Origin of the sequence: Spirosoma panaciterrae DSM 21099 (genome assembly GCF_000374025.1) — a bacterium.
GTDB classification, from domain to species: domain Bacteria; phylum Bacteroidota; class Bacteroidia; order Cytophagales; family Spirosomataceae; genus Spirosoma; species Spirosoma panaciterrae.
In genome coordinates this window covers 229,883-253,561 of sequence record NZ_KB893239.1, presented here as the reverse complement: position 1 = coordinate 253,561, position 23,679 = coordinate 229,883, and the positions used below count along the sequence as shown (strand labels likewise).

General features: G+C 50.0%; 25 protein-coding genes. 16 read left to right on the top strand and 9 right to left on the bottom strand.

What is annotated here, in order from left to right; genetic code table 11:
- From B153_RS0132040 to B153_RS0132010, 7 genes are all read right to left on the bottom strand, one after another.
- Entirely contained in the window at positions 1-360 is a 360-nt protein-coding gene (locus tag B153_RS0132040; RefSeq protein ID WP_020600850.1) for a DoxX family protein, read from the bottom strand.
- Positions 361-365: 5 nt separating this feature from the next.
- Positions 366-1,142: an SDR family oxidoreductase gene (locus B153_RS0132035; RefSeq protein ID WP_020600849.1), complete on the bottom strand. Its 777-nt coding sequence runs from the start codon at positions 1,140-1,142 to the stop codon at positions 366-368.
- A 193-nt stretch (positions 1,143-1,335) separates the two neighbouring features.
- Complete coding sequence (locus B153_RS0132030; RefSeq protein ID WP_020600848.1) at positions 1,336-2,259, bottom strand: helix-turn-helix domain-containing protein; 924 nt, start codon at positions 2,257-2,259, stop codon at positions 1,336-1,338.
- A gap of 104 nt (positions 2,260-2,363) precedes the next feature.
- The gene (locus B153_RS0132025) at positions 2,364-3,266 is read right to left on the bottom strand and encodes an SDR family oxidoreductase (RefSeq protein ID WP_020600847.1); all 903 of its coding nucleotides are present in this window, start codon (positions 3,264-3,266) and stop codon (positions 2,364-2,366) included.
- Positions 3,267-3,564: 298 nt separating this feature from the next.
- Complete coding sequence (locus B153_RS0132020) at positions 3,565-3,909, bottom strand: cupin domain-containing protein (RefSeq protein WP_020600846.1); 345 nt, start codon at positions 3,907-3,909, stop codon at positions 3,565-3,567.
- A gap of 236 nt (positions 3,910-4,145) precedes the next feature.
- The gene (locus B153_RS0132015; protein WP_020600845.1) at positions 4,146-4,646 is read right to left on the bottom strand and encodes a GrpB family protein; all 501 of its coding nucleotides are present in this window, start codon (positions 4,644-4,646) and stop codon (positions 4,146-4,148) included.
- 304 nt (positions 4,647-4,950) lie between these two features.
- On the bottom strand, positions 4,951-5,577 hold the full coding sequence (locus B153_RS0132010) for a hypothetical protein (RefSeq protein WP_020600844.1): 627 nt from the start codon (positions 5,575-5,577) through the stop codon (positions 4,951-4,953).
- 541 nt (positions 5,578-6,118) lie between these two features.
- Between B153_RS0132010 and B153_RS0132005 the strand changes: the two genes are divergently transcribed.
- The 12 genes from B153_RS0132005 (at position 6,119) to B153_RS0131950 (ending at position 20,523) form a co-directional block, all read left to right on the top strand.
- Entirely contained in the window at positions 6,119-7,537 is a 1,419-nt protein-coding gene (locus B153_RS0132005) for an L-fucose/L-arabinose isomerase family protein (RefSeq protein ID WP_020600843.1), read from the top strand.
- A 33-nt stretch (positions 7,538-7,570) separates the two neighbouring features.
- The gene (locus B153_RS0132000) at positions 7,571-8,728 is read left to right on the top strand and encodes an esterase (protein ID WP_040762438.1); all 1,158 of its coding nucleotides are present in this window, start codon (positions 7,571-7,573) and stop codon (positions 8,726-8,728) included.
- Positions 8,729-8,783: 55 nt separating this feature from the next.
- On the top strand, positions 8,784-9,593 hold the full coding sequence (locus B153_RS0131995) for a transketolase (protein ID WP_020600841.1): 810 nt from the start codon (positions 8,784-8,786) through the stop codon (positions 9,591-9,593).
- A 29-nt stretch (positions 9,594-9,622) separates the two neighbouring features.
- Complete coding sequence (locus B153_RS0131990; RefSeq protein WP_020600840.1) at positions 9,623-10,657, top strand: nucleoside hydrolase; 1,035 nt, start codon at positions 9,623-9,625, stop codon at positions 10,655-10,657.
- Between the two features lie 120 nt (positions 10,658-10,777).
- Entirely contained in the window at positions 10,778-11,740 is a 963-nt protein-coding gene (locus B153_RS0131985) for a transketolase family protein (RefSeq protein WP_020600839.1), read from the top strand.
- 96 nt (positions 11,741-11,836) lie between these two features.
- Positions 11,837-13,276: a DUF1593 domain-containing protein gene (locus tag B153_RS0131980; RefSeq protein ID WP_020600838.1), complete on the top strand. Its 1,440-nt coding sequence runs from the start codon at positions 11,837-11,839 to the stop codon at positions 13,274-13,276.
- 24 nt (positions 13,277-13,300) lie between these two features.
- Positions 13,301-14,713: a nucleoside hydrolase-like domain-containing protein gene (locus B153_RS0131975; RefSeq protein WP_020600837.1), complete on the top strand. Its 1,413-nt coding sequence runs from the start codon at positions 13,301-13,303 to the stop codon at positions 14,711-14,713.
- Positions 14,714-14,779: 66 nt separating this feature from the next.
- Positions 14,780-15,739, top strand: coding sequence for a D-ribose ABC transporter substrate-binding protein (locus B153_RS0131970; protein WP_020600836.1), 960 nt, complete (start codon positions 14,780-14,782; stop codon positions 15,737-15,739).
- A 6-nt stretch (positions 15,740-15,745) separates the two neighbouring features.
- Positions 15,746-16,414, top strand: a complete 669-nt coding sequence (locus tag B153_RS0131965) for a DUF2291 domain-containing protein (protein ID WP_020600835.1) — start codon at positions 15,746-15,748, stop codon at positions 16,412-16,414.
- 55 nt (positions 16,415-16,469) lie between these two features.
- The gene (locus B153_RS0131960) at positions 16,470-17,981 is read left to right on the top strand and encodes a sugar ABC transporter ATP-binding protein (protein ID WP_020600834.1); all 1,512 of its coding nucleotides are present in this window, start codon (positions 16,470-16,472) and stop codon (positions 17,979-17,981) included.
- Positions 17,982-18,058: 77 nt separating this feature from the next.
- Complete coding sequence (locus tag B153_RS0131955) at positions 18,059-19,036, top strand: ABC transporter permease (RefSeq protein WP_020600833.1); 978 nt, start codon at positions 18,059-18,061, stop codon at positions 19,034-19,036.
- Complete coding sequence (locus B153_RS0131950) at positions 19,036-20,523, top strand: FGGY family carbohydrate kinase (RefSeq protein WP_020600832.1); 1,488 nt, start codon at positions 19,036-19,038, stop codon at positions 20,521-20,523. The genes B153_RS0131955 and B153_RS0131950 overlap by 1 nt, the downstream gene beginning before the upstream one ends.
- Before the next feature lie 76 nt (positions 20,524-20,599).
- On the opposite strand, the gene B153_RS0131945 is transcribed toward B153_RS0131950, so the two are convergent.
- Positions 20,600-20,953, bottom strand: a complete 354-nt coding sequence (locus B153_RS0131945; RefSeq protein ID WP_020600831.1) for a hypothetical protein — start codon at positions 20,951-20,953, stop codon at positions 20,600-20,602.
- 61 nt (positions 20,954-21,014) lie between these two features.
- Between B153_RS0131945 and B153_RS0131940 the strand changes: the two genes are divergently transcribed.
- The 4 genes from B153_RS0131940 to B153_RS0131925 all read left to right on the top strand — a co-directional run bounded on the left by B153_RS0131940 (position 21,015) and on the right by B153_RS0131925 (position 23,288).
- The gene (locus tag B153_RS0131940; RefSeq protein WP_020600830.1) at positions 21,015-21,476 is read left to right on the top strand and encodes an OsmC family protein; all 462 of its coding nucleotides are present in this window, start codon (positions 21,015-21,017) and stop codon (positions 21,474-21,476) included.
- Positions 21,477-21,612: 136 nt separating this feature from the next.
- Entirely contained in the window at positions 21,613-21,780 is a 168-nt protein-coding gene (locus B153_RS38135; RefSeq protein WP_020600829.1) for a hypothetical protein, read from the top strand.
- 136 nt (positions 21,781-21,916) lie between these two features.
- A complete protein-coding gene (locus tag B153_RS0131930) occupies positions 21,917-22,711 on the top strand; it encodes a thymidylate synthase (protein ID WP_020600828.1) in 795 nt (264 codons plus the stop codon).
- A 10-nt stretch (positions 22,712-22,721) separates the two neighbouring features.
- Complete coding sequence (locus B153_RS0131925; protein WP_020600827.1) at positions 22,722-23,288, top strand: pentapeptide repeat-containing protein; 567 nt, start codon at positions 22,722-22,724, stop codon at positions 23,286-23,288.
- A 37-nt stretch (positions 23,289-23,325) separates the two neighbouring features.
- Here the strand turns inward: B153_RS0131925 and B153_RS0131920 are convergent, their stop codons facing one another.
- On the bottom strand, positions 23,326-23,637 hold the full coding sequence (locus tag B153_RS0131920) for a 2TM domain-containing protein (RefSeq protein ID WP_020600826.1): 312 nt from the start codon (positions 23,635-23,637) through the stop codon (positions 23,326-23,328).
- Between the last annotated feature and the right edge of the window lie 42 nt (positions 23,638-23,679).

Sequence of the window (23,679 nt, the reverse complement as noted above, 5' to 3'; positions counted from 1 at the left end):
TCAGACGTTTTTGACGAACGGGTAGCGCAGCCAGATCATGACCAACGGCATGATCAGAAACGGAATTTCCATCAGGGCCATATTGATATGGCCAGCTCGTATCGCCAATGCCATAATGATGACGATCGATATGGCATTCAGTACATTGCCCAGGAAAAACGTTTGGGGAATGAGCAGCAATACCCCGATCAGAATCGTTAAGCCTCCGAAGAACGGAACCACCGATTCGCTGATGCCCAGCTCATTCATCATCTTCATCGATTCGGGGTGATTCCGGAAATTGAACGTATCCCAGCCGTGTTTGAATGCCAGACCTACCGATACGATCAGCAATACTAAGGAAATGATATTTTTTGCCATGATGCTTAGTGGGTTGTTTGTCTGAATTTTTGAAATTCCCGGTGGCCGAATTTGAGCATCAGGCCGGGGGTGATCCGACTCATTGCCTTGATGATATGAATCAAAAACGGCTTGATCTCTAAGGTATCGTTTTTAAGCGCTTTCACCACCACGTTTACCATTTTATCGACCTCCATCATCATGGCCGGATTGGGCTGTACCGCCCAGTCGTTTTGCAGGTTGGTGTTCACCCCCGGCGGAATCATTTCAAAGACCTTTACATGCGTGTCTTCCAATTGCAATCGTAGGGCCTGGGTATACGCACGAACCCCCGCTTTGGTCGCGCTGTACACGGGGGCAGAGGAATAGGCCATAAACGCAATCCCCGACGACACATTGACGATGGCAGCCGACGGTTGTTTCAGCAAATGAGGGAGAAATTGATGTACCATCTGGATCGTTCCCGACAGGTTGGTGTCGATCTCGCGAGTGACAGTTTCCAAACTCATCGAATGGTCGCGCAGGTCGATCAACCGCATGGCTCCGGCATTATTAATAATGATGTTAAGGGCCGGAAATTGACTGGTAACTTCCTGGTATAACTGTTCAATATCGCGAGGATTACTCACATCACTCTGAAACGTGTGTACGTTGGGAAATTGAGTCTTTGTTCGGTTTAACGCGTCGGGATTCCGGCCCGTGACGATGAGCGTTGCGCCCTGGTCGGTCAGTTGTTTTACCAGCTCCAGGCCGATTCCGCTGGTGCCTCCCGTTATGAGAATAGTGCTGTTTGCTAAGTCCATTGTCAGCTGTATTAGTTGATGCGACAAAGGTCTGCACGCAGCCAGACACCGACGTAGCCAAAGCGACTTTTGCTGTAGTCAAAAGTGTAAAGGTGAATTTGATCTCCTCGGGCAGAGAGTGTACTCCGTGCCAATGTCAATTAAATGTCTATTGGTCTCCGTGCGGGTAAGGGAGTAATGCGTTTGGGAAACCTTAGTTAAACTGTTCCCGGAAGGCTAGGGGACTTTGGTGGGTCTTACTTTTGAATAAGCGGCTGAAGGATTGCGGCTGCTCGAAACCCAGTTCGTAGGCGATTTCTGATACCGATAGTTGGGTAGTAGAGAGCTTTTCCTTAGCTTTTTCGATAAGTTTTTCGTGGATCAGCTGTTGGGTCGACTGGCCGGTAAGTTGTTTCAGCAGACTACGCAGATAGCCGGGCGACACATGCAGGTTTTCGGCTATGTATTGCACCGAGGGTAGCCCTTGAAGCATTAGTTTTTCGCTGTTGATGTACTCGTTCAGGATGCTTTCCAGCCGCTCCAGAATCTCGTGGTTTACTTTTTGGCGGGTAATAAACTGCCGCTGGTAGAAACGGTCGGAATAATGCAGCAGCGTTTCCAGTTGCGATACAATAATGGCCTGGCTAAAGGCATCGATCCGGTCCTGGTATTCGTCGTCGATGATGCGGATGATCTGGTTCATTTTCTGCTCTTCAACTTCTGATAGGAACAGCGCTTCGTTCACCGTGTAGTCGAAAAAGGCGTACTTCTTTATGCCCGACGCCAGGGAGGTATTCCACAGGAAATCAGGATGGATCAGCAACATCCAGCCAGACGGTCCGCGCGTTTCTTCGTCAAACTGAACGCTGAACACCTGATTCGGAGCCATGAAGAACATCACGCCATCGTTGAAATCGTACTGATACGTTTGCTGACCGTATTTGTAGGTATGGTTCATGCCCCGCTTCAGCGAGATAGCATAAAAGTCGAACAGCAGGTGTTCAGTGCCTTTGCCCTGTCGTTTTTTGAACACGTCAAAGTGAACCACGCTGATGAGCGGATGCTTCGGTTTCGGCAGATCCCGCAATTGGTGAAACTCGGCAATGGTCTTGATCCGGTGAGGCCCTGTGCTGTTCATAGTTTAAAGGTACTGTGAATTATAGATAAAGCTGAGGTTATCTGGGCAATAATCATTGAGTTTTCTGTCATCCCTCCTTCGTCGGGATGACAGAAAATGCAGTACTACTGCGCCGGGAAATACACGTCGCCCTGCAAATCTTCCATCAGGCTCGGATGGGTGGGATGCCAGTCCAGCATGGCCTGCGTGATGGCACTGGACGACGGATTATTGAACGACGCAAAATGCTGGAACCAGTTGAAATAGGCCGGAGCTTCTTCAGTCGTTAATGACACCACAGGCAAGTTGAGTTTTGCCGCAATGGCTTCTGCGATCTGGCGCGTCGATACCCCCTGATCGGCCACGGCATGGTAACGGGTGCCGCTGGGGGCTGTTTTTTCCAGCGCCAGCCGATAGAGCCGGGCGGCATCCAGTCGGTGTACACCTGGCCACACGTTGGTCCCTCCATTGATTACAGCTACTTTACCGTTTTCGCGGGCCAGGTTAATCAAAATGGGTACGAAGCCATACGCATCGCCGTCGCCATGCACCGAGGGCGATAGCCGTACCACCGATACCCGAACACCCAAAGCCGCTACTGCATCCACCGCTAGTTCAGTAGCTGTACGCGGATTGTGCGTAGGTCCCTGCAAACGCATCTCTTCGGTCAGCAGTTGGTTACCATTGATTACGGCAGTGCCGGAGGTGACCACAAACGGCTTTTCGGTGCCCAGTAGGGTCTGTCCCATCGTCTCGATAACGGTTCTGTCAATGGCGCACACTTCTGCAAAGCGCGTAAAATCGTGGATAAACCCTAAATGAATGACGCCATCTGCGGCTGTGGCTCCGGCTTTCAGGCTATCCAGATCGGTTAAGTCGCCGAGGTGGGGTGTTACGCCGAGCGATACAAGTTTCTGAACTGCTGCTTCCGAGCGGGCAAGTCCCGTTACCTGATGTCCGGCGGCCATTAATTCTTTTACGACGGCCGATCCGATGAATCCGGTTGCGCCTGTTACGAATACGTTCATGATGCTGTTCTTTGCTTTTTGTACGGCAAAGTTCAGCCGCTGTTGATCGGGATACGTAGCCGAAACGCAGGTTGTTGTAACCGAAAAAATGATCTGAAATGCGACTATCTAGTAGTTCGTAAAAAGCGTCAGACTTAACGAAGCTGGTTAAATTCCCCGAATTTAAGCTATGAGAAGGTTTTTGTCATGGCGACGCAGGAGCCATCTTCGGAAGGCGATGTTTTTTTGTATTCGAAGATGGCTCCTGCGTCGCCATGACAAAAAGCCATTGAAACAAAAGTTTAAACAGTTTTAAGGCTTACCGATCAATCCGTATCGTTTCAATCTGGCCATATTCGAAGGTGATGTTGACCGAACGTTCACCTTTGGGTCGGGTTCGGTGAGCAATATTTTTAGGAATTGTAAAGAGCTGACCTGGGACTAATTCAATCGTTTCGGTTTCCAGTTCAATTACCAAAATGCCTTCCACGGTCATAAACGTCTCATCGGAGTTGGGATGGTGATGCCAGAAATAAGGTTCGGTCATCACACTCAGCCTGACAACATGGTCATTCACTTCGGCTATCGGGAAATTAGCATAGTTGGTCGTCACCGTTCGGATTAGTTCGTCGGTATCTAGTAGGGTAAGGGGAGCAGCCTTCACAGGAGTGTTTATAGAAAGAGATTACAAAAGCCTAAAGGTAATTCAACGGCTATTACCTGTTGATCTCTGGTCTAAATTCCGATCAAGTGATTAGATGAATGGTGTGTCTGAAATACAATCTCGTACGAATATGAGCAATGTTGATGTGTTCAGAATGCGCACTAACCTGGTTTCTGAGTCAGGCCAGTGCAATTTGTCTTGATCAATAGACTTCCCATATTGGACTCGTTTCAGGTTCACGGTAAGGAAGTAGAATTGATTATTTTTTGAATAATATCCGATTTAGCCAACGCATAGTCCGCACTGTCGATGTCTTTATTTGTCAGGTTTTCGAGCTTTATGCGTTCATAGTCTCTTCGAAACGATTCATTCGCGATTAGTTTATCTCGCAGTTTTAGTTGATTCGTCACCACCTCAGACTGTATCGAACAATAGTGAAGATTGAATTTTCTTGGATGCCCTTTTATAAACCAGTGTCGTCCCTGAACACCTGCTTCCCCCTTATATTCATAGTCGATTGTGGCAAGCTGGTCAATGATGGCCTGTGAGGGAGGAAATGTGTTGGCTTCAATAGCGATGTCAATAATCGGTTTGGCCAGTAAGTCTGGTACGGCTGTACTGCCTACGTGATGGATTTTAGCGACGTGATGGCCCAAAACGTTGGAAAGCTCCTGTTGCTCCACGTTAAAAATCGCGTCCCATTGGCTATCATGTTTTTGTAGCGTGATTAATTCCATTTGCTCGGCTGATCATCGGGTGATCACACAGTCGTTTTTCAGCCCGACCGCTGACTCGTAAATATATGTACATTTTACCTTCGGTAAAGTAGTTGACAAGCGCCAGCTCTGCTTTGATTTCCTTTGTAATCTACTGATGAATAGGCTGTATGTTTTAGGGTTTCAATCCAAAGGGCAATGCGTATTCTGTACTGCCCGTAATCGGGTGCAATTCAAAATACGCATCTCACGCTGTTGCTGCTCAGGAGGCTCTCGATTTGTCTGCTACTTTATCAATCTCTTAACCTGAGTAGGCTCATGCCCGTTAAGGAATGAGTGAGGGAACCCCCTGGAATCGGGCCGATACAGCGATCGGGGTTACTTCTTTGTAGTATGTGCCTGCTAAGGTCCCGCGCATGGGCTTTTCGGCACCATTGTATTCGGTAATGGTTAGCAGGATATTGCCCGACACCCATTCTATACTATACGGTTTATAGTAGCCATGCGCGTAGCCCTCGCCCGATGCGCCGGATGCTGTGGTTTGATTCGGCCCGTTTTTAGGGAAGCTGTAGGTCCCTTTTCCACGAAAATCGTCGATGATAAAGGAGACAAATGGGCGTGCCGTAGGGGAGGCCGATACAAGGGTACCCATGAGCTTGTTGCCCATGATGGTGAGCGCAACATTCGGGTTGTTGTCTGTAGTACCGCCCCCAGTTAAGCGTGCCGCCGATTCTACCCGGATGGATCGTAGTACGGTGACTCGTCCGAAAGGTTGCAAATCCAGTTCGGCGCCGATCATCACCGGATTGGCATCCGGTTCACGAATGGGAGCGTCGTAGCTGGCTTTAGCCAGGGTTCGGCCTTCGGTAATCTGGCCCACGTTTCCATAGTTGTCGCCCTGGGCGGTTCCATCCGTTACGGTATCATTCTCATCGGAGCCTTTGCCTGCCATCCCTTACATACCACCTGGTTTGGGCTCAATTACAGAGGGGGCATAGGTGGAAAAAAGGTGCCTCGTTCGGTACGCCGATGTAGCAGGATATTGCCTAACCAGCAGCCGAAACCGCCAGGATACCAGATTCAGGTGGCCTGTTGCAAAAAAGGAAGTGGGACAACGGAAAAGTAGACAGAAAAACGAAAGCATGTGTTTGTACAGATCGCACACTATTCGAAATAGAAGGTAAGTGTCGAGGGTAGTTAGAAAATAAACGAAAGTTTTGCACTTCATTTAAATTATATAGGGTATGTGATGGCTATTTAACCCTTTTATTGTATCTATCTGTGAAGTAACAGGATTTATATACTGTATTTTGCCTCTTATTTTAGTTAAGCAGATTAGGATTATCGCTGGTTGAAGGGAAAGGCTTCCTTTATTTTATTTCGTTTGTTTTCTTTTTATTTTTATTGTTTTCTTTTAGTTTTGTTCGGAGATCTACACGTCATCGTTTCCCGAACCGATTGACTGTAGCGGCCAACGAATCACTACTTTAACCATGAGCGTAAAAACAGGTAGTCCCATAACCTTAGGTGTCATCATTGGCAACCGGGATTTTTTCCCCGACAAACTCGTTGGCGAGTGCCGTTCCGATCTGCTGGACGTTTTTCAGAAAGTCGGTGTAAACCCTATTATGCTGGATGAATCAGCTACCAAATTAGGTGGAGTCGAGACGTTTCAGGAAGCCCAGAAATGTGCGGAGCTGTTTCGCAAGCATGCCGATGATATGATGGGGGTTCTGGTCGTACTACCCAACTTTGGCGATGAAAAGGGTGTGGCTGAAACCCTGAAGCTCGCTCGGCTGGATGTGCCGGTGTTGATTCAGGCGTATCCCGATGATCTGAACCGGATGGATGTAGCCCGTCGGCGGGATGCATGGTGTGGAAAAATTTCGGTTTGTAATAATCTTTACCAATTTGGCATCAACTACTCGCTCACGACCAAACATGTTGTCCATCCATCCGACCCGAGCTTTGAAGCCGATCTGAAAAATTTCCTGGCGGTCTGCCGGGTCGTCAAAGGGCTTCGGAATGTTCGGATTGGGGCTGTGGGCGCACGTCCGGGAGCGTTCAATACGGTTCGATACAGTGAGAAAATCCTCCAGCGCAACGGAATTTCGGTGGTGACCATCGACCTGTCGCACATTCTGGGCAATGCCAATAAACTGACAGCCGCCGATCAATCCGTCAAAGACCGGCTCGACGCCATTAAAGCCTATACACCTACGGGCCGCACACCCGACGATAAACTGGTTCAGATTGCCAAATTAGATGTCGTCCTGAACGAATTCATGCAGGAACATGCGCTGGATGCCACGGCCATTCAGTGCTGGACCTCACTCCAGCAAAACTACGGCTGTAATGTTTGTACCAGCATGAGTATCATGAGCGAGAACATGCTCCCCAGCGCCTGCGAGGTCGATGTTACGGGTACACTCAGCATGTACGCCATGCAACTGGCATCGGGTTCACCCAGTGCCCTGGTCGATTGGAACAACAACTACGCCGACGATGAAAATAAGTGCGTCCTGTTCCATTGCGGCAACTGGGCAAAGTCGTTCCTGCCCGACATTGAAATCAGTACGGCACCGATTCTGGGTACAACAGTATGCGAAGAAAATACCTATGGGGCACTGGCTGGCCGCACTCCTGCCAACCCTCTGACGTATGGACGCATCAGTACCGATGATCCGAAAGGTGTGATGAAAGCCTACATTGGCGAAGGGGTTCTGACCAACGATCCGCTGAATACGTTCGGCAACCGGGCCGTGGCTCAGATCGAGAACCTACAGGGGCTGATGCAGTACGTGTGCCGGAATGGCTTTGAGCACCATGTGGTGATGAATGCGTCCAAAACGGCCGGAATCCTGGAAGAAGCCATGCGCAACTACATGGGCTGGGAGGTATATAAACATTGATTGGCTCCACTTTACCCCCTTAATTACCATAACATGAAATCCATCCCTACCCTTATTTTCCTGTTATACGTCGGGCTGATGGGCAGCTCATGGGCGCAGCAACGGCCCAACCCTGTAGTGTCGCCCGAAATCCTGCCCGACAACTCGGTTATTTTTCGAATTAAAGCGCCCAGTGCCAAGTCGGTACGCTTGTTCGGAACCTGGCTGAAGGATTTACGGAATACGGTCGAAATGACACCCAAGGATTCGAGCGTTTTTGAAGCCAAAGTGGGACCGCTTCCGGCCGATATGTATGAGTACCGCTTTATTGTTGATGGAATCCCCATTCTTGACCCTGTCAATACCATTGCCACTCGCGATGGCTCATATATCGAAAGTCGGTTGATGTTGCCGGGGCCATTAACGCAATTGTATGATGTCCAGTCAGTTCCACACGGTGTATTGTCGGCTGTGTGGTATCCATCGCCCACAATTGGCATGGATCGGCGGATGGAAATTTATACCCCGCCGGGTTATGAGAAAAGCGGTAAAAAATATCCGGTGCTGTATCTGTTTCATGGGGCCGGGGGCGACGAAGAGGGCTGGGTTAGTCGGGGGCGGACCAATTATATTCTGGACAATCTGATCGCGGCTGGCAAGGCAGAACCGATGATTGTGGTCATAACGAATGGAGTGCCCAGTGTGGCGGGGGCTCCGGGCGAGCGACCTGCGTTTGCGAAACCAGCTACCAACGGAGTGCAGGCGATGACCAGCGGAAAATTTGAGGAAAGTCTGATGAAGGATGTTATCCCATTTGTCGAAGCCAATTATCGGGTGATGGCCGATCCGGCCCACCGGGCCATTGCCGGTCTGTCGATGGGCGGGTATCATACGCAGCAGATTACTAATGCCAACCCAGGTACATTCAGCTACATCGGTGTGATGAGTATGGGCCTTTTCGACGGACCCAATGCTCGAAACTACAACAGAGCGGAACATATCAAACAGCTCAATGCGCTGAAACAGGCCAAACCTAAACTCTACTGGATTGGCTGCGGGAAAGATGACTTTCTCTTTGAGAGTGTCACAAAACTCCGCGCTTTATATGATCAGGTCGGTTTGCCCTACACCTACCGGGAAAGTGACGGTGGGCATACGTGGGTGAACTGGCGATTGTACCTAACGGAATTGGCGCCTAAGCTTTTCAGGTAATCCGGTATCAACAGATCGGTAGTATGGTAAGAAATACGTGACTAAGCAACCAGTTATGACTGTCAACGAATTAGCGCATAAGTCGGTACAGTACCGCCGGAATATTCTTAAATACATTGTGGGGGCCAACGCGGGGCATACAGGCGGTAGTTTATCGTGTATCGATATCCTGAATGTACTCTATAATAACGTTCTGAATATCAGTCCCGAAACCGTCAAATCGCCCGACCGGGACCGATACATTCAAAGTAAAGGACACACCGTTGAAGCGCTCTATGTGGTGCTGGCCGATCAGGGGTTCTTTCCGGAGTCGGATCTGGAAACGCTTTGCCGCTACAAGTCGCATTACATCGGGCACCCAACCAAAAAAATTTCGGGTATCGAACAGAATACGGGATCGCTGGGACATGGCCTGTCGTTGAGCGTCGGTACGGCTATATCGGCCAAACTGGATGAGAAACCATTTCGGGTGTTTACTTTATTGGGAGATGGTGAACTGCCTGAAGGTTCAAACTGGGAGGCTGCCCTCTTAGCGGCTCAGTATAAGCTCGATAACCTTTGCGCCATTGTCGATAAGAACGGTTTGCAGATCACGGCTCCTACCGCTGAGGTGTGCGGCACCGACCCCCTCGATAAAAAATTTGAAGCGTTCGGCTGGGCCGTTCGGGAAGTCGATGGGCATGATTTTACCCAATTGATCGATGCGTTCGATGCGTTGCCTTTCGAGCCGGGCAAACCCAGTGTTATCATTGCCAACACAGTAAAAGGGAAGGGTGTCAGCTACATGGAAAATCAACTGAAATGGCATCATGGCGTACCCAACAGGGAGCAGTACGAACAGGCGCTGGTCGAATTGAGTGAATGAGTGATTGAGCGATTTGTTAACTAAAATCAATGAAAAAGCTAGAAACAGGAAGCTTTCTCTTTTGCGTGAGCTTGATCCTCAGCCTGATGCTCTCATGTACTGCCTTCGGACAGTCGAAAGGCTTGGCGGGAGTAGAACCCCGGATGCGGGTTATTGTAGATAACGATTTTAGTGGCGACCCCGATGGGCTGTTCCAACTGGCTCATTTACTGATGTCGCCCTCAGTGGAGATTCGGGCTATTATCGGTTCTCATCTCCATGTGAATGACGGGTTTGATCGTTCGAAAACGCAGGCCGACAACGCGGCTAAAAAAGCACGGGAAGTGTTGCAGGTCATGAATGTGACTAAGGCCATCCCCGTTTTTGCCGGGTCGAATACGGCGATGCTGAATGACAGTACGCCCGTAAAAAATGAAGCCGTCAACTTCATTATCCAGGAAGCTTTACGAACGGATACCCAAACACCCCTTTACGTGGTTTGTGGGGCCGGGCTTACCGAAATTGCATCGGCGGCACTGACCAATCCGCAAATTGCCGATAAACTAACGCTGATCTGGATTGGTGGCCCTGAATATAGCGACCTGGCCTTACCACCACCGGGCTATTCGGAGGTAGAATACAACCTGAACATTGACCAGGCGGCAGCGCGGGCTGTATTCAATCGGTCGGCGTTGCGTTTGTGGCAAATCCCTCGAAACGTATATCGGCAGTGTTTGCTGTCGTATGCCCAACTGCTGACGAAAGTAAAACCTCACGGCAAAATTGGGGCTTACCTCAGCGAGACGCTGGAGAGCTTGATGGCTCGTATTCAACGGTTTATCAATATCGGTGAAACCTATATTCTGGGCGATAGTCCGCTGGTATTGCTTACGGCTTTGCAGTCGTCGTTTGAACCGGATCCTTCGTCGAGTCAGTATGTGGTTCGGCAAGCTCCCCGCATCAATTCCACTGGCACCTACGCGCACAACCATACCGGCAGACCCATTCGGGTGTATACCCTATTGGATACAAACCTGATGTTTGCCGATTTTTTTGCCAAACTGGAACTGATGACTGGGCATTAGTGCCACAGAGCAGATTTATTTTCAATTCACCGCAATGACGCAAAGGCGCTAGGCTTATAAAGTTTTAACAATCATTCTTGGCGCCTTTTGCGCCTTTGCGGTGAACTATAAAACACAACCATGGGAGACGTAATTACTGGACTCGACAAGAAGGCACAGGCCAATCTGGATGTGTTTTCGAGCACATTGCAGGAACTGGCCAGCACCGACCGGCAGATTCTGGTGGTTACCAGTGATTCGCGGGGGTCGGGCAAACTGGTACCATTCGGACAGAAATACCCGGCCCAGCACATTGAAATCGGAATAGCCGAGCAGAATCTGGTAGGGGTAGCCGCCGGACTGGCTTCAACGGGCAAAAAAGTGTTTGCCGTGTCGCCCGCCTGTTTTCTGTCGGCTCGTTCGTTCGAGCAGATCAAAACGGACGTGGCCTACTCCGATAATCCCGTAAAGCTCATTGGCATTAGTGCAGGTGTGAGTTATGGCGCTCTGGGGTCGACCCACCACAGTTTGCACGATTTTGCCGCGTTGCGGGCTGTTCATAACCTGATGGTCGTGGCTCCTGCCGATAATTTTGAGACTGAGCAGGCCATTCGTAAAGCTGCCGAACTTGACCACCCGATTTACATCCGGTTCGGTAAAAAGCCAATGCCCATCCTGACGGAAGAGAACCAGGAATTTGAATTTGGTAAAGGCCGAATCATCTGTGAGGGCAATGATCTGGCGATTGTAGCGACTGGCGAAACGGTCTATCCCGCTCTTTTGGCAGCCCGTAAGCTGGATGCGATACACGGCCTAAAGACCACGGTCGTAAGTATGCACACGATAAAGCCACTGGATTACGACTTGCTGTCTGCCGTCGCTGCCAAAGGATGCCCCATTCTGACGGTTGAAGAACATAGTGTATTCGGTGGGTTGGGCGAAGCCTGTGCATCGTTCCTGATCCAGAATGGTTTTCGTAATCGATTCAAAATCATGGGTATTCCCGATGAGTATACCGTTACAGGTTCGCAGATTGAAATTTTCAACCACTACGGCCTGTCCGAAGAAGGTATTACGAACGAAGCATTGGCGTTGATCCAATAGAACACAGATTTTCATGATCGTTATGATCTATTATGATCCGTGTAAATCATAACGATCATAAAAATCTGTGTTCTATTTCTAGTTCCTAAACCAAACATGAAACGTATTCATTTCTTTATTACTCTAATCCTGCTGGCGAGCTTTCCTCCACCCAGCTATGCCCAGCCATCGGCTAAAAAGACCCGGTTGCTGATTTTGACAGACATTGAAAACGAACCGGATGATTCGGAGTCGCTGGTTCGGCTGCTCACCTATGCCAATCAACTGGACATTGAAGGGCTGGTGGCAACAACCTCCATTCACCTGCAAAAGCGGGTGGCTCCCGAAACCATTCATAAGATCGTAGATGCCTACGGAAAGGTGCAGCCCAATCTGCTGAAACACGAACCTGGCTATCCAACCGCACAGGCACTGAAAGCGCTCATCAAAAAAGGGTTGCCCGTTTATGGCATGGGAGGTGTGGGCGATGGTAAGGATTCCGAAGGGTCGGCCTGGATTATCCGGCAGTTGGAAAAAACCGACGATCGGCCGTTATGGGTATCGGCATGGGGGGGCGTCAATACGCTGGCCCAGGCCCTCTGGACAATTCAAAAGAGCCGAACACCCGAGCAGGCGGAGCGGCTTTACCGTAAGCTCCGCGTGTATACTATTTCGGATCAGGACGATAGTGGCCCCTGGATTCGTAAGACCTTTCCGAGCGTATTTTATGTTGTCAGTCCTGGGTACGGGTATGAATTTGCCACCTGGCGCGGTATCAACACCAACGAACCCGGCACTCGCCCGGAGTATGTCAGTGATGCCTGGATCGCCGAACACATTCAGCAGGGACATGGGCCCCTGGGGGCGATGTATCCCGATGTAGCTTTCGGCATGGAAGGGGATACGCCCTCTTTCCTGGGCCTGATTCCAAACGGTCTGAATGCGCCAGAGCACCCCGATTGGGGCGGCTGGGGAGGGCGGTACATACGGCAACAGCCTACACTGGTGCCCAGTCGGAACAAGCCTGCCAGTGCCCCTGCCGAAGAACCCGAAACACGACCCATCTGGACCAATGCGGCCGATTCGGTATTGACTCCGAGAACCTTTATGAGTGCTCCTTCGGCCAGTGGGCCAAAACCGGGCAAAAGCACGATGGCTACCATCTGGCGGTGGCGCCCCGAATTTCAGAACGATTTTGCCGCCCGGATGGACTGGTGTACCAAATCGTACCAGGATGCGAATCACCCACCTGTTCCCCGTTTGTCGCATCCCGAAAATCTGACGGTTAAATCGGGAGAAATGTTTTACCTGCGAGCTTCCGACTCTACCGATCCCGATGGCGATTCAATGAGTTTTCGCTGGATGCAATACCCCGAAGTGGGTACGTACCAGGGCATTATTTTGTACGAAAATTTTGTCACGAACATCTACGAAGCCCGTCCAATTGCCCCTAAAGTGACGAGCCCGCAGACCATTCATTTTATCCTGAAAGTGACCGATAAAGGCACACCCGCTTTAACGCGGTACAAGCGTGTCATTGTTACCGTTGTTCCCTAGCATGAAATCAATACGACTAAAGCCATGAAATCTGCTTGTCGAGTTTTAGTTCTCATTCTGCTGGGTCTGACCATTGTGCCGAGTCAGGCCCAACAAACCGGGAAAAAGTTGCGGGTACTGGTGCTGACGGATATCGAAAATGAACCCGATGATGCCCAGTCGATGGTGCGCTTTCTGACGTATTCGAATCAATGGGACGTAGAGGGCCTGATCGCGACGACTTCGGTTCACCAGAAAGAGCGGGTGGCTCCAGAGCGAATCAAACAGATTGTAACGGCCTATGGGAAGGTCAGAGCCAATTTATTGCTGCACGAAAAAGGATACCCCGAAACGCAGTACCTGACCAGTATCATCAAGTCGGGTTACCCTAATTTTGGCATGGGAGCCGTTGGGCCGGGGAAAGATTCGGAAGGGTCGGACTGGATTATTTCGGTTGTCGATAAAAACGATGATCGGCCCATCTGGATTCCGGTTTGGGGAGGGGCCAACTGTCTGGCGCAGGCGCTCTGGAAAGTCCGGCAAACGCGTGCGCCCGAAGAGGTCGATACGTTCGTAGCCAAACTTCGGGTGTATACCATTTCCGATCAGGACGATACGGGACCCTGGCTGCGGAAGACCTTTCCGAATCTGTTTTATATTGCCAGTCCCGGCTTTCATGCGGGGGGCGCTTATCATCAGGCCACCTGGAGCGGTATCAGTGGCGATAAATTTCACGGGCGGTTTCAGGGGGCTGATTTTAGCCTGGTCGACAACCCCTGGCTCGACGAGAACATCCGTAAGAATCACGGCCCGCTAGGCGCTGAGCATCCGTTTACGAAATTTCTGATGGAAGGGGATACGCCAACGTTTCTGTTTTTGATCGACAATGGCTTAAGCGATCCTGAGCATCCAAACTATGGCAGTTGGGGAGGGCGTTACGAGTTCTATACCCCCCGCATGCGCAAGTGGTTCTATGAGCCCGAAACGCGCCCGTTCTGGTCCGATGCCGAGGATGAAGTGATGGGCGTTGACAGCGGTTGGTATACCAGCAATAAGGCAACGATCTGGCGGTGGCGGAAAGCGTATCAGCATGACTTTGCCGCCCGTATCGACTGGTCCATCAAGCCCTATAAAGAAGCCAATCACCCGCCCGTTGCCAGATTAGGTCACCCCAATCAGGTCCGGGCGAAAAGCGGAGAGAAAGTGATGCTGAGCGCCGAAGGGTCTACCGATCCCGACGGGAATACGCTGGCGTATGAATGGATTTATTACCGTGAACCGGGTACGTTCGAAAGTAGCCGGGCGTTGGATGTGCAGGATAAACTGAAGAAAAACGCGTTTATTATGGCCCCAACCGTGTCGAAGCCCGAAACATTTCACGTCATCCTGGCCGTGACTGATACCGGATCACCATCACTGACCCGCTATCAGCGTGTGATCGTAACGGTAATGCCTTAGCCTGATGGAACACAGATCATTTTTAATCATAAAAATCATAAGAATCTGTGTTCTATCTTTTTTGTAATGATCATGAAAAATCGATATTTCTGGGTACTGATTCTTCTGCTGCTGGCAGGAAGCTGTACGAATAAAAGCGATGCAAATGGTCCGAAGAAGGTAGCCGTAATCGTGTCGACGCTGAACAATCCGTGGTTTGTAGTACTGGCCGAAACGGCGGCTGCTGAAGCCAGGGCGTTGGGTTACGAAACCAAAATTTTCGATTCGCAGAACAACACAGCCCTCGAAAGCGACCATTTCGAGAACGCGATTGTGTCGGGTTTCAATGCCATTCTGCTGAATCCGACCGATTCCGACGGCTCCATTGTCAATGCTCGTAAGGCCATTGAGGCTGGTATACCCGTGTTTTGCATGGACCGGGAAGTCAACTCGCCCCAGGCGGCAACCTGCCAGATTCTATCCGATAATTATTCAGGTTGCGTAGCCATTGGCAAATACTTTGTCCAGACGTTGCGCACCAAAGCGACCAATGTACCCATCAACTATGTTGAGATTCTGGGATTGGTGGGCGACAACAACACCTGGAATCGATCCAAAGGCTTTCACAGCGTGGTCGATCACTACAAAAATTTTAAGATGGTAGCCCAGCAAAGTGCTGATTTTGATCGGAATAAAGCCATGGAGGTACTTGAGTCCATACTTCAGGCGCACCCCGATATCGACGCGGTTTTCTGTGGAAACGATGCCATGGCCATGGGGGCCTATCAGGCGCTGGTGGCGGCTGGCAAAGCAAACGAGGTGGGGGTGTTTGGCTTCGATGGTGCCGACGATGTAATGAACTCAATCCGCGATGGAAAGATTAAGGCAACCGGGCTGCAATCCCCGCAAACGATGGCTAAAACAGCCGCTCAGTTTGCCGACGAATACATCAAAGGTAAACGAGACTTCGCCAAAAAGATACCCGTAGCGGTTGAGCTGGTCGATCAGACCACTATCAGGGACTATCCAGCCACTAAAAAATCCTGACGAACCATGCCGAAAAACGCGCTGAAATACATGGTTCTGCTGGTTCTATTGGGGGTAGTTGCCTACCATTCAGTTTATTTCAAACGGCTGGATGAGGTAAAGGGATCGGCAGGCCCTAATGCCGGTCAGGCATTCGACGCTGCTTCCTACGCGGGCACCTTCTGGACCCAAAAGCTTTTACCCGCTACGGCAAAGGCTACCGACTTCGATGCGCTCCTCTCGCTGTTGAAGACCGACAAAGAGAAAGCGTTTAACTCCTATTCGCACGCGCTGGGTATCGGCAACATCCGCTATTTTCTGGTGAAAGGCACGAGTAAGGTAACCGCCGTTGGCGACAACGACGTAACCGTTTTGCTCTCGTCTGGCCAATCGGTAAAACTCGCTACGGACTATATTTTCGGGAATGCCGCCCGCGATGTGTCTGGCCTGATTCAGATCACCGAATTCGACAATACTATGGACCTCAACAACGTATCAGCCGAGCTGAACGCCATTATCCGAAACACGGTTGTGCCCCCTCTGAAAGCCAGTGCCAAACCAGGAGCTACCGTCAATTTTGTCGGTGCTGTCGAGCTAAATCAGGCACATCTGCATCTTGACACGATAGAAGTGATTCCAATTGTGGTGGGGTATGGGGCAGAGGGCGTGGGAAAAACGGCATTAAAAGTGAACTAAGTTACGGTTTGATCAGGAGCGTGATGAGCACCTTTACCCTTCTACCCCATACCCTATGCTAGTAGCCGAACATATCACCAAACGATTTGCGGGCGTAACGGCGCTGGACGGGGTTTGTCTGGAGTTTCTGGCAGGCAACGTAACGGCGGTGATTGGTGAAAACGGTGCGGGAAAGTCGACATTGATGAAGATTCTGTCGGGCGTTTATCCAGACTATGAAGGGCAGATTCGGCTCCATGGAAAACCCGTTCGGTTCAACTCCATCCGCGATGCGCAGGCATGTGGTATTGCCATCATTCATCAGGAACTGAATCTGATTCCGTACCTGAGCATTATGGAAAATATTTTTCTGGGTCGTGAAATCACGACGCGCTGGGGTACGCTCGACCAAAAAGCCATGCAGTCGAAAACCCGTGAACTTCTCGATAAACTCAACCTGCCGATTGATCCTGATACGTTAGTGGCCGAATTGAAAGTGGGTCAGCAGCAGGTGGTTGAAGTGGCGAAGGCGTTGCTGGTAGAGTCGGAGATTATCATCATGGATGAGCCAACCTCAGCCATTACGGAGAGCGAAGTAGCGGTTTTATTCACGATCATCAACAACCTACGGCGCGAGAACAAAGCCATCGTGTACATCTCGCACAAACTGGATGAGCTGTTTACCATTGCCGACCGCTATGTGGTTTTACGCGATGGCAAAACCATTGAATCGGGGAGTATGCAGGGCATTGACCACGATGCGCTCATCCGTAAAATGGTAGGTCGGGATATTAACACGGCTCGTCGGAAAACGACCGATCGGGTTCATGATGCGTTGTTGACGGTCGAAAACCTGTGTCTGAAACATCCGGTTCGTTTGCAGGAGAATCAACTCAGAAATATCTCGTTCAGGGTAGGGCGGGGCGAAATTGTCGGGTTGTTTGGACTGATGGGCGCTGGCCGGACGGAGTTACTGGAAACTCTGTTCGGGCTTCATTCCAAGCGATCTTCTGGAACAGTATCGCTTGATGGTCAATTAGTTCGGGTAAAAGCGCCGGCCGATGCGATTCGATTGGGGATGGCTCTGGTGCCGGAAGATCGAAAGAAAGACGGTCTGGTGCTGGGCATGGATGTGCAAACCAACATCAGCCTGACGGCGCTTGAAAAAGTGGAACGGGCTGGGTTGCTGAGTCAGTCGAAAGAAGTGGCATTGGCGAAACAATACATTGCTGATTTACAGATCAAAACGCCATCGGGAAAGCAGGCGGCTAAGAACCTGAGCGGAGGCAATCAGCAGAAAATTGTGCTGTCGAAGTGGCTGGCAACGCACCCGAAATTGCTGATGCTGGATGAGCCAACGCGGGGTATCGATGTCAATGCCAAAAACGAGATTTATAAGCTCATTCTGCAACTGGCCGACGAAGGTATGGGCATTCTTGTCGTGTCATCAGAATTGCCCGAAATCATGGCCATCTCCGATCGGGTGCTGGTCATGAGCGAAGGCGTCTTAACCGCTGAAATGGCTATTCAGGACGCATCGGAAGACGCAATTTTAAAAGCAGCGATACCAAAATCAATGAGTGAATGAGCGATTGGGTGATTGAGTGAATGACTTTTTTCGCTCAATCACCCAATCGCTCATTCACTTAATCACTCATTACAGACATGCAACTGACCGCAACTACCTACCGACCTTTTCTGACGCGATTTCAATCGCTGATCGCGCTGTTTGTGCTTTGCCTGGGAATCAGTCTGCTATCCGACAAGTTTCTGACGGTGGCCAATTTCTGGAACGTACTCCGGCAGATTTCTGTCAATGTGTGCATCTCAACCGGCATGACGCTGGTGGTGCTTACAGCCGGAATCGACCTGTCGGTGGGCTCCGTTCTGGCGTTGTCGGGAGCGATTACGGCTGGCCTCTTGCGCAATGGCATTCCGGTTCCATCCGCTAATCTGTTCATTGGATTTACGGTGTTGGGGGCCATGCTGGCTGGTATCCTGACGGGGTCGGTGCTGGGGTGGTTCAATGGCTGGGCGATTACGCGATTCAAATTACCCCCTTTTGTGGCTACTCTGGCCATGCTGACGATTGCCCGTGGCCTGACAATGCTCTGGACTGAAGGGTTTCCGATTACGGGACTTGGGGATTCGTTTACCTTCTTGGGAACGGGCTGGTTTTTAGGTGTCCCGGTGCCCGTCTGGCTGTCGGGCATGCTTGTCGCCATTGCTGTTCTGGTTACCAACAAAACCCGGTTAGGTCGCTATATCTATGCCATTGGTGGTAGTGAAAGCGCAGCCCGGTTGTCGGGGGTGAACATTGATAAGATCAAAATAGTCGTGTATACCCTGGCGGGCGGGTTGGCGGGCGTTGGCGGGTTGCTTGTCACCTCGCGACTGGATTCGGCCCAGCCCAATGCAGGCACCAGCTACGAACTCGATTCGATTGCGGCTGTTGTGATCGGTGGCACTTCGCTGTCGGGCGGGCGAGGTAGCATACTCGGTACGGTACAGGGAGCTATTATCATCGGTGTCCTGAACAATGGCCTGGTCCTACTGAACGTATCGCCTTTCTGGCAGCAGGTGGTAAAAGGATTTGTCATCCTGCTGGCCGTAATCATTGACAAACGAACGGAGAAAGAATAATGACCCCTTCCTATATTCTGGCCATCGACCAGGGTACCAGCAGTACCAAAACCCTTTTGTTTGACCAGCATGGGCAGGTAGCGGCACGTGCTTCGGAGCCATTGAAAACCAACTATTTGGGCGATGGGTATGTAGAGCAGGACCCAGCCGAGATCTACCGCAATGTGCTGACTTCGGTAGGGAAATGCATTGGGAATTTTTTGGCCGAAGGGGGTGATCTGAAAGCCATTAGTGCCTGTGGTATTTCCAATCAGCGCGAAACCTTTGTCGTTTGGGATGAAACAGGTGTTCCGCTTCATAACGCAATTGTCTGGCAATGTAAACGCTCAATTCGGGTCTGTGAACGACTCAAGGCAGAAGGAATGGAATCGAGTGTCCAGGCCAAAACTGGATTGTTCATTGATCCCTATTTTTCAGGAACCAAACTGATCTGGTTATATGAGAACAAAGAGAACGTGCGGCAGGCCGTTGATGCGGGTAAGGCATACTTTGGAACGGTCGATACGTGGCTGCTTTACAAACTGACCAACGGCCAGTGCTACCTGACGGATTATACCAACGCATCCCGAACGCTGTTTTTTAACCTTCAAGCCCTATTGTGGGATCAGGAACTGCTCGCTGCGTTTGGATTGTCGAAACTGAATCTTCCCGAACCAAAGCCCTCTTCGGCTTTTTTCGGAGCGTCGAATTTCGATGGGCTGTTTGCGCATAACGTGCCCATTACCAGCCTCATTGGCGATTCGCACGCGGCTGCTTTTGGCGAAGGATGTTTTGCGCCGGGAGCCGCAAAGGCCACGCTGGGGACGGGTTGTTCGATCCTTATGGATATAGGGGCCGTTTACAAAGCATCAAAACAGGGTATGGTTACAACCATTTGCTGGAGTACTGAAGAGCGTGTAGACTATGCTCTGGAAGGGGTGATCGTGACCTGTGGTGCTACCATCGAATGGCTTAAAAACAGCCTGGGACTTTTTGCAGAGAGCCGTGAAACGGAAGCTATGGCAACGGCTGTATCCGACAACGGTGGGGTATACATCATTCCGGCATTTAGCGGGTTAGGAGCCCCTCACTGGCAGATGACCCGCAAAGCGTCGATTTCGGGCCTCACTTTTGGGTCAACAAAAAATCATGTGGTCAGGGCTGCTCTGGAATCCATTCCCTATCAGATCAAGGATGTGCTCGTAGCTATGGAGCAGGATACCGGAATACCGTTAGATGAACTGATGGTCCATGGAGGCATCAGCACCAACCCGTTTGTGGTTCAGTTCCTGGCCGATCTGCTTGGCAAATCCGTCGTTAACCGCGACATGCCGGATGTATCGGCTTTGGGAGCCGCTTACCTGGCTGGCCTGAAAACCGGCCTCTTCAGAAACCTCGACCATATACGGGAACTTAATGCAGGTAAAGTCTCGATAATACCCAGGCCAGAGCGGTCGGTGGTTGAAAAGGCGTACGCTGGCTGGCAGGCTGCTGTGAGTAGCTGTTGAAGGTATAGAACGCAGATTCTTAGGATGATTATGATCTGTGCGAATCATAAAAATCGGGGTTCCAGATGAAGCAGAATTAAAATAAACCTTTCCCAAAAAGGTGGTCCAGACTGATCGGCTCGTTGTGCAGGATGAAAAAATAGACCAATGCCGCCAGGACTAAATAGCTAATAGCCAGCCATTTTTTCTTCTGATCAAACTCGTTCCTGTGGTGATGGTAATCATAAATCATAGAAGCCGACAAGCCCATGACCATTAAAAAGAACGAGAACACGCCGAAATCTGTTCGGTACATACTCACCGATTGCATAAATCGTGCACCCGAAACAATGTAAAACAACCAGGCACCGAACCCTGCCCGGTATAAGTATACGCTTAACCGGCGGTCGTTTTTAAGGTCGAAAAGATCGTCGGTGAATTTTTCGGACATGGTTTTATTTACTTTGAGATGGTGAATATAAACAGTTTAGGTTATAAACGCAAAAAAGACAATGCTTGATTCACAACCCGTTACTGCTACTCAGGAATTTAACACAATGCAGATCGAACTGGTGCGTGTCGATGATGCTTTTCATTTTGAAGCCATCGGCAAATCGGGAGTTGCCCAGCACATGGATGCCGCTACCGATATTGGCGGCCATAATGCCGGAGCCCGGCCTATGGAAATGCTACTGATGGGCCTGGCCGGATGTACCGCTATCGACGTAATTCTGATTCTGCAAAAACAGAAGTATGTTATCGAAGATTTTCGGCTGAAAGTAGATGGGATGCGTGAAAAAGATGCTCACCCGGCTCCATTCCGTAAAATTCATATCACTTACCTGCTGAAAGGTAAACTGGATACTGACAAAGTAAAGCGGGCTATCGATCTGTCGATGGATAAGTATTGTTCCGCAACGGCCCAGTTTCGCCCGTCTGCCGATATTACGTATTCGTTTGAGATTCAGGAGTAACAGGTGCCTGTAGCCCACTGGGCCGATTCATTTTTATCAGGTGAACGACAAGGCTGTGCGACAGTAAATGGCGTAGTTTTTGCATAAAATTGGATACTATGCGTTATCGCATAAACCCTGCTAAACTACATGTACCATGAAAAAAGCCCTGCTTGGATTGGCCCTGCTGACCACCCTGACTACGGTTTTGTTTGCCGGAGAAATCCGTAAAGAGAAAAAGGCAAAAAAAGCGAAAGCTGAAAACTGCGAAAAATCGTGCGAGAAAGGCAGCCATGCCTGCTGCATGAAAAAAGCACAAGCCTAAAAGTGCCTGTCGTATAAAGCGTAAAGGCCTGATGACGTACTGCGAACAACAAAAATAAACCCCTCATCCTGATTGGTCGAGGGGTTTATTTTTGCCCAACGGTTGACTTATCCCTTCCGACTTCCGACTTTTGATTATGCAACAGTACCACGACCTCCTTCGCCATATCCTTCAGAACGGCACGCGTAAGACCGACCGTACCGGCACCGGCACCCTCAGCGTTTTTGGTTATCAGATGCGCTTCAATCTGGAAGATGGCTTTCCGCTTCTGACAACCAAGAAAGTCCATACGAAATCCATTATCCATGAATTGCTGTGGTTTATCAAGGGCGATACGAATATTAAATACCTGAAAGATAACGGCGTGTCGATCTGGGATGAATGGGCCGACGAAAACGGTGATTTAGGGCCTGTGTATGGGAAACAGTGGCGGAGCTGGGCCGCTTCGGACGGACGGGTGATCGATCAGTTGCAGGATGTTCTAAAACAGTTAAAGAATAATCCTGATTCGCGACGGATGATTGTTTCGGCCTGGAACCCTGCCGATGTACCCAACATGGCGTTGCCACCCTGCCATGCGCTTTTTCAGTTTTATGTGGCCGATGGGAAACTGTCCTGCCAGCTTTATCAGCGCAGTGCCGATGTCTTTCTGGGTGTACCGTTCAATATTGCCAGCTATGCCCTGCTGACCATGATGATCGCACAGGAGTGCGGCTACATTGCCCATGAGTTTATCTGGACGGGAGGGGATACACACCTGTATCTGAATCATTTGGATCAGGTCGAAACGCAGCTTTCCCGCGAACCTCGTCCGCTGCCAACCATGCGCCTAAATCCCGACATAACCTCTATTTTCGACTTCAGCTACGAAGATTTTACGCTCGAAAACTACAATCCCTATCCGGCCATCAAGGCTCCGGTAGCCGTTTAGCCTTCGGGAAATGGAATACTACGATCAGATTTTTGAGCCACTGACAAGTGATATAGCGAAGTGGGCCGGGCAGGAATTCGAGCAGTGTACGTTTCGAAAACTGGATTTAACCCAGGCTGTGCTCAATAGCGCCAGTTTTGTCGATTGTCGGTTTGAAGCCTGTAATCTGACGCGGGCTCAGTTGAAAAATACAAAGCTGTACGATGTTCGGTTTACCAACTGCCAATTGACTCACATCGACTTTGGACAGTGCAACCCATTCGGTTTTCACGTCGATTTCCAGACGTGTCAACTTGATTACACCGTTTTCCTGAACCGGAAGTTGAAAAAGGCTTCGTTTATCGACTGTTCGATACGCGAAGCCTTTTTTCTGAATTGTGAACTGGTCGGGACTCTCTTTACAAACTGTAATCTGGAGCTGACCAAATTTGAAGGCAATGACCTGAGTCAGGTCGACTTCTCCAGTTCATACAATCTGATCATCAGTCCGGAAGATAATAAACTCAAAAAGGCTCGTTTCTCACTACACAATCTGCCGGGGCTCCTCACGAAGTACGATCTGGTGATTAACCGATGAGTACAGAGTCAGAATCTTAAATCGGACTCTATACGCACTAATAGCCTTGTTGTCGAACCAGCTTCTGATACTCTTTTTCAATCATTGAGCGCTCACTGCCACCATGGTACACATGAAAATAGTGTGACGCCAGCCCAATGCCCCAACCCAGCATCGGAAAAATAGGCCAGGGAAATAGATAGCCAAACCGGGTAAATGAATGGATCGAGAAACTGCTGACAAGCCAGATAATCCACAGACCGGCGTTGATGATGAAATAGGAACGTAAGTGCATCTGAAAACCCGCACGGGCTTTGGCTTGTTTCCAGAGGTAAGGATCGTATTCAGATTTGGATTGAGTCGGCTCCATACGTGTCAATAATCTAAGGTTGAATCGGTTAATTGGTTTTGA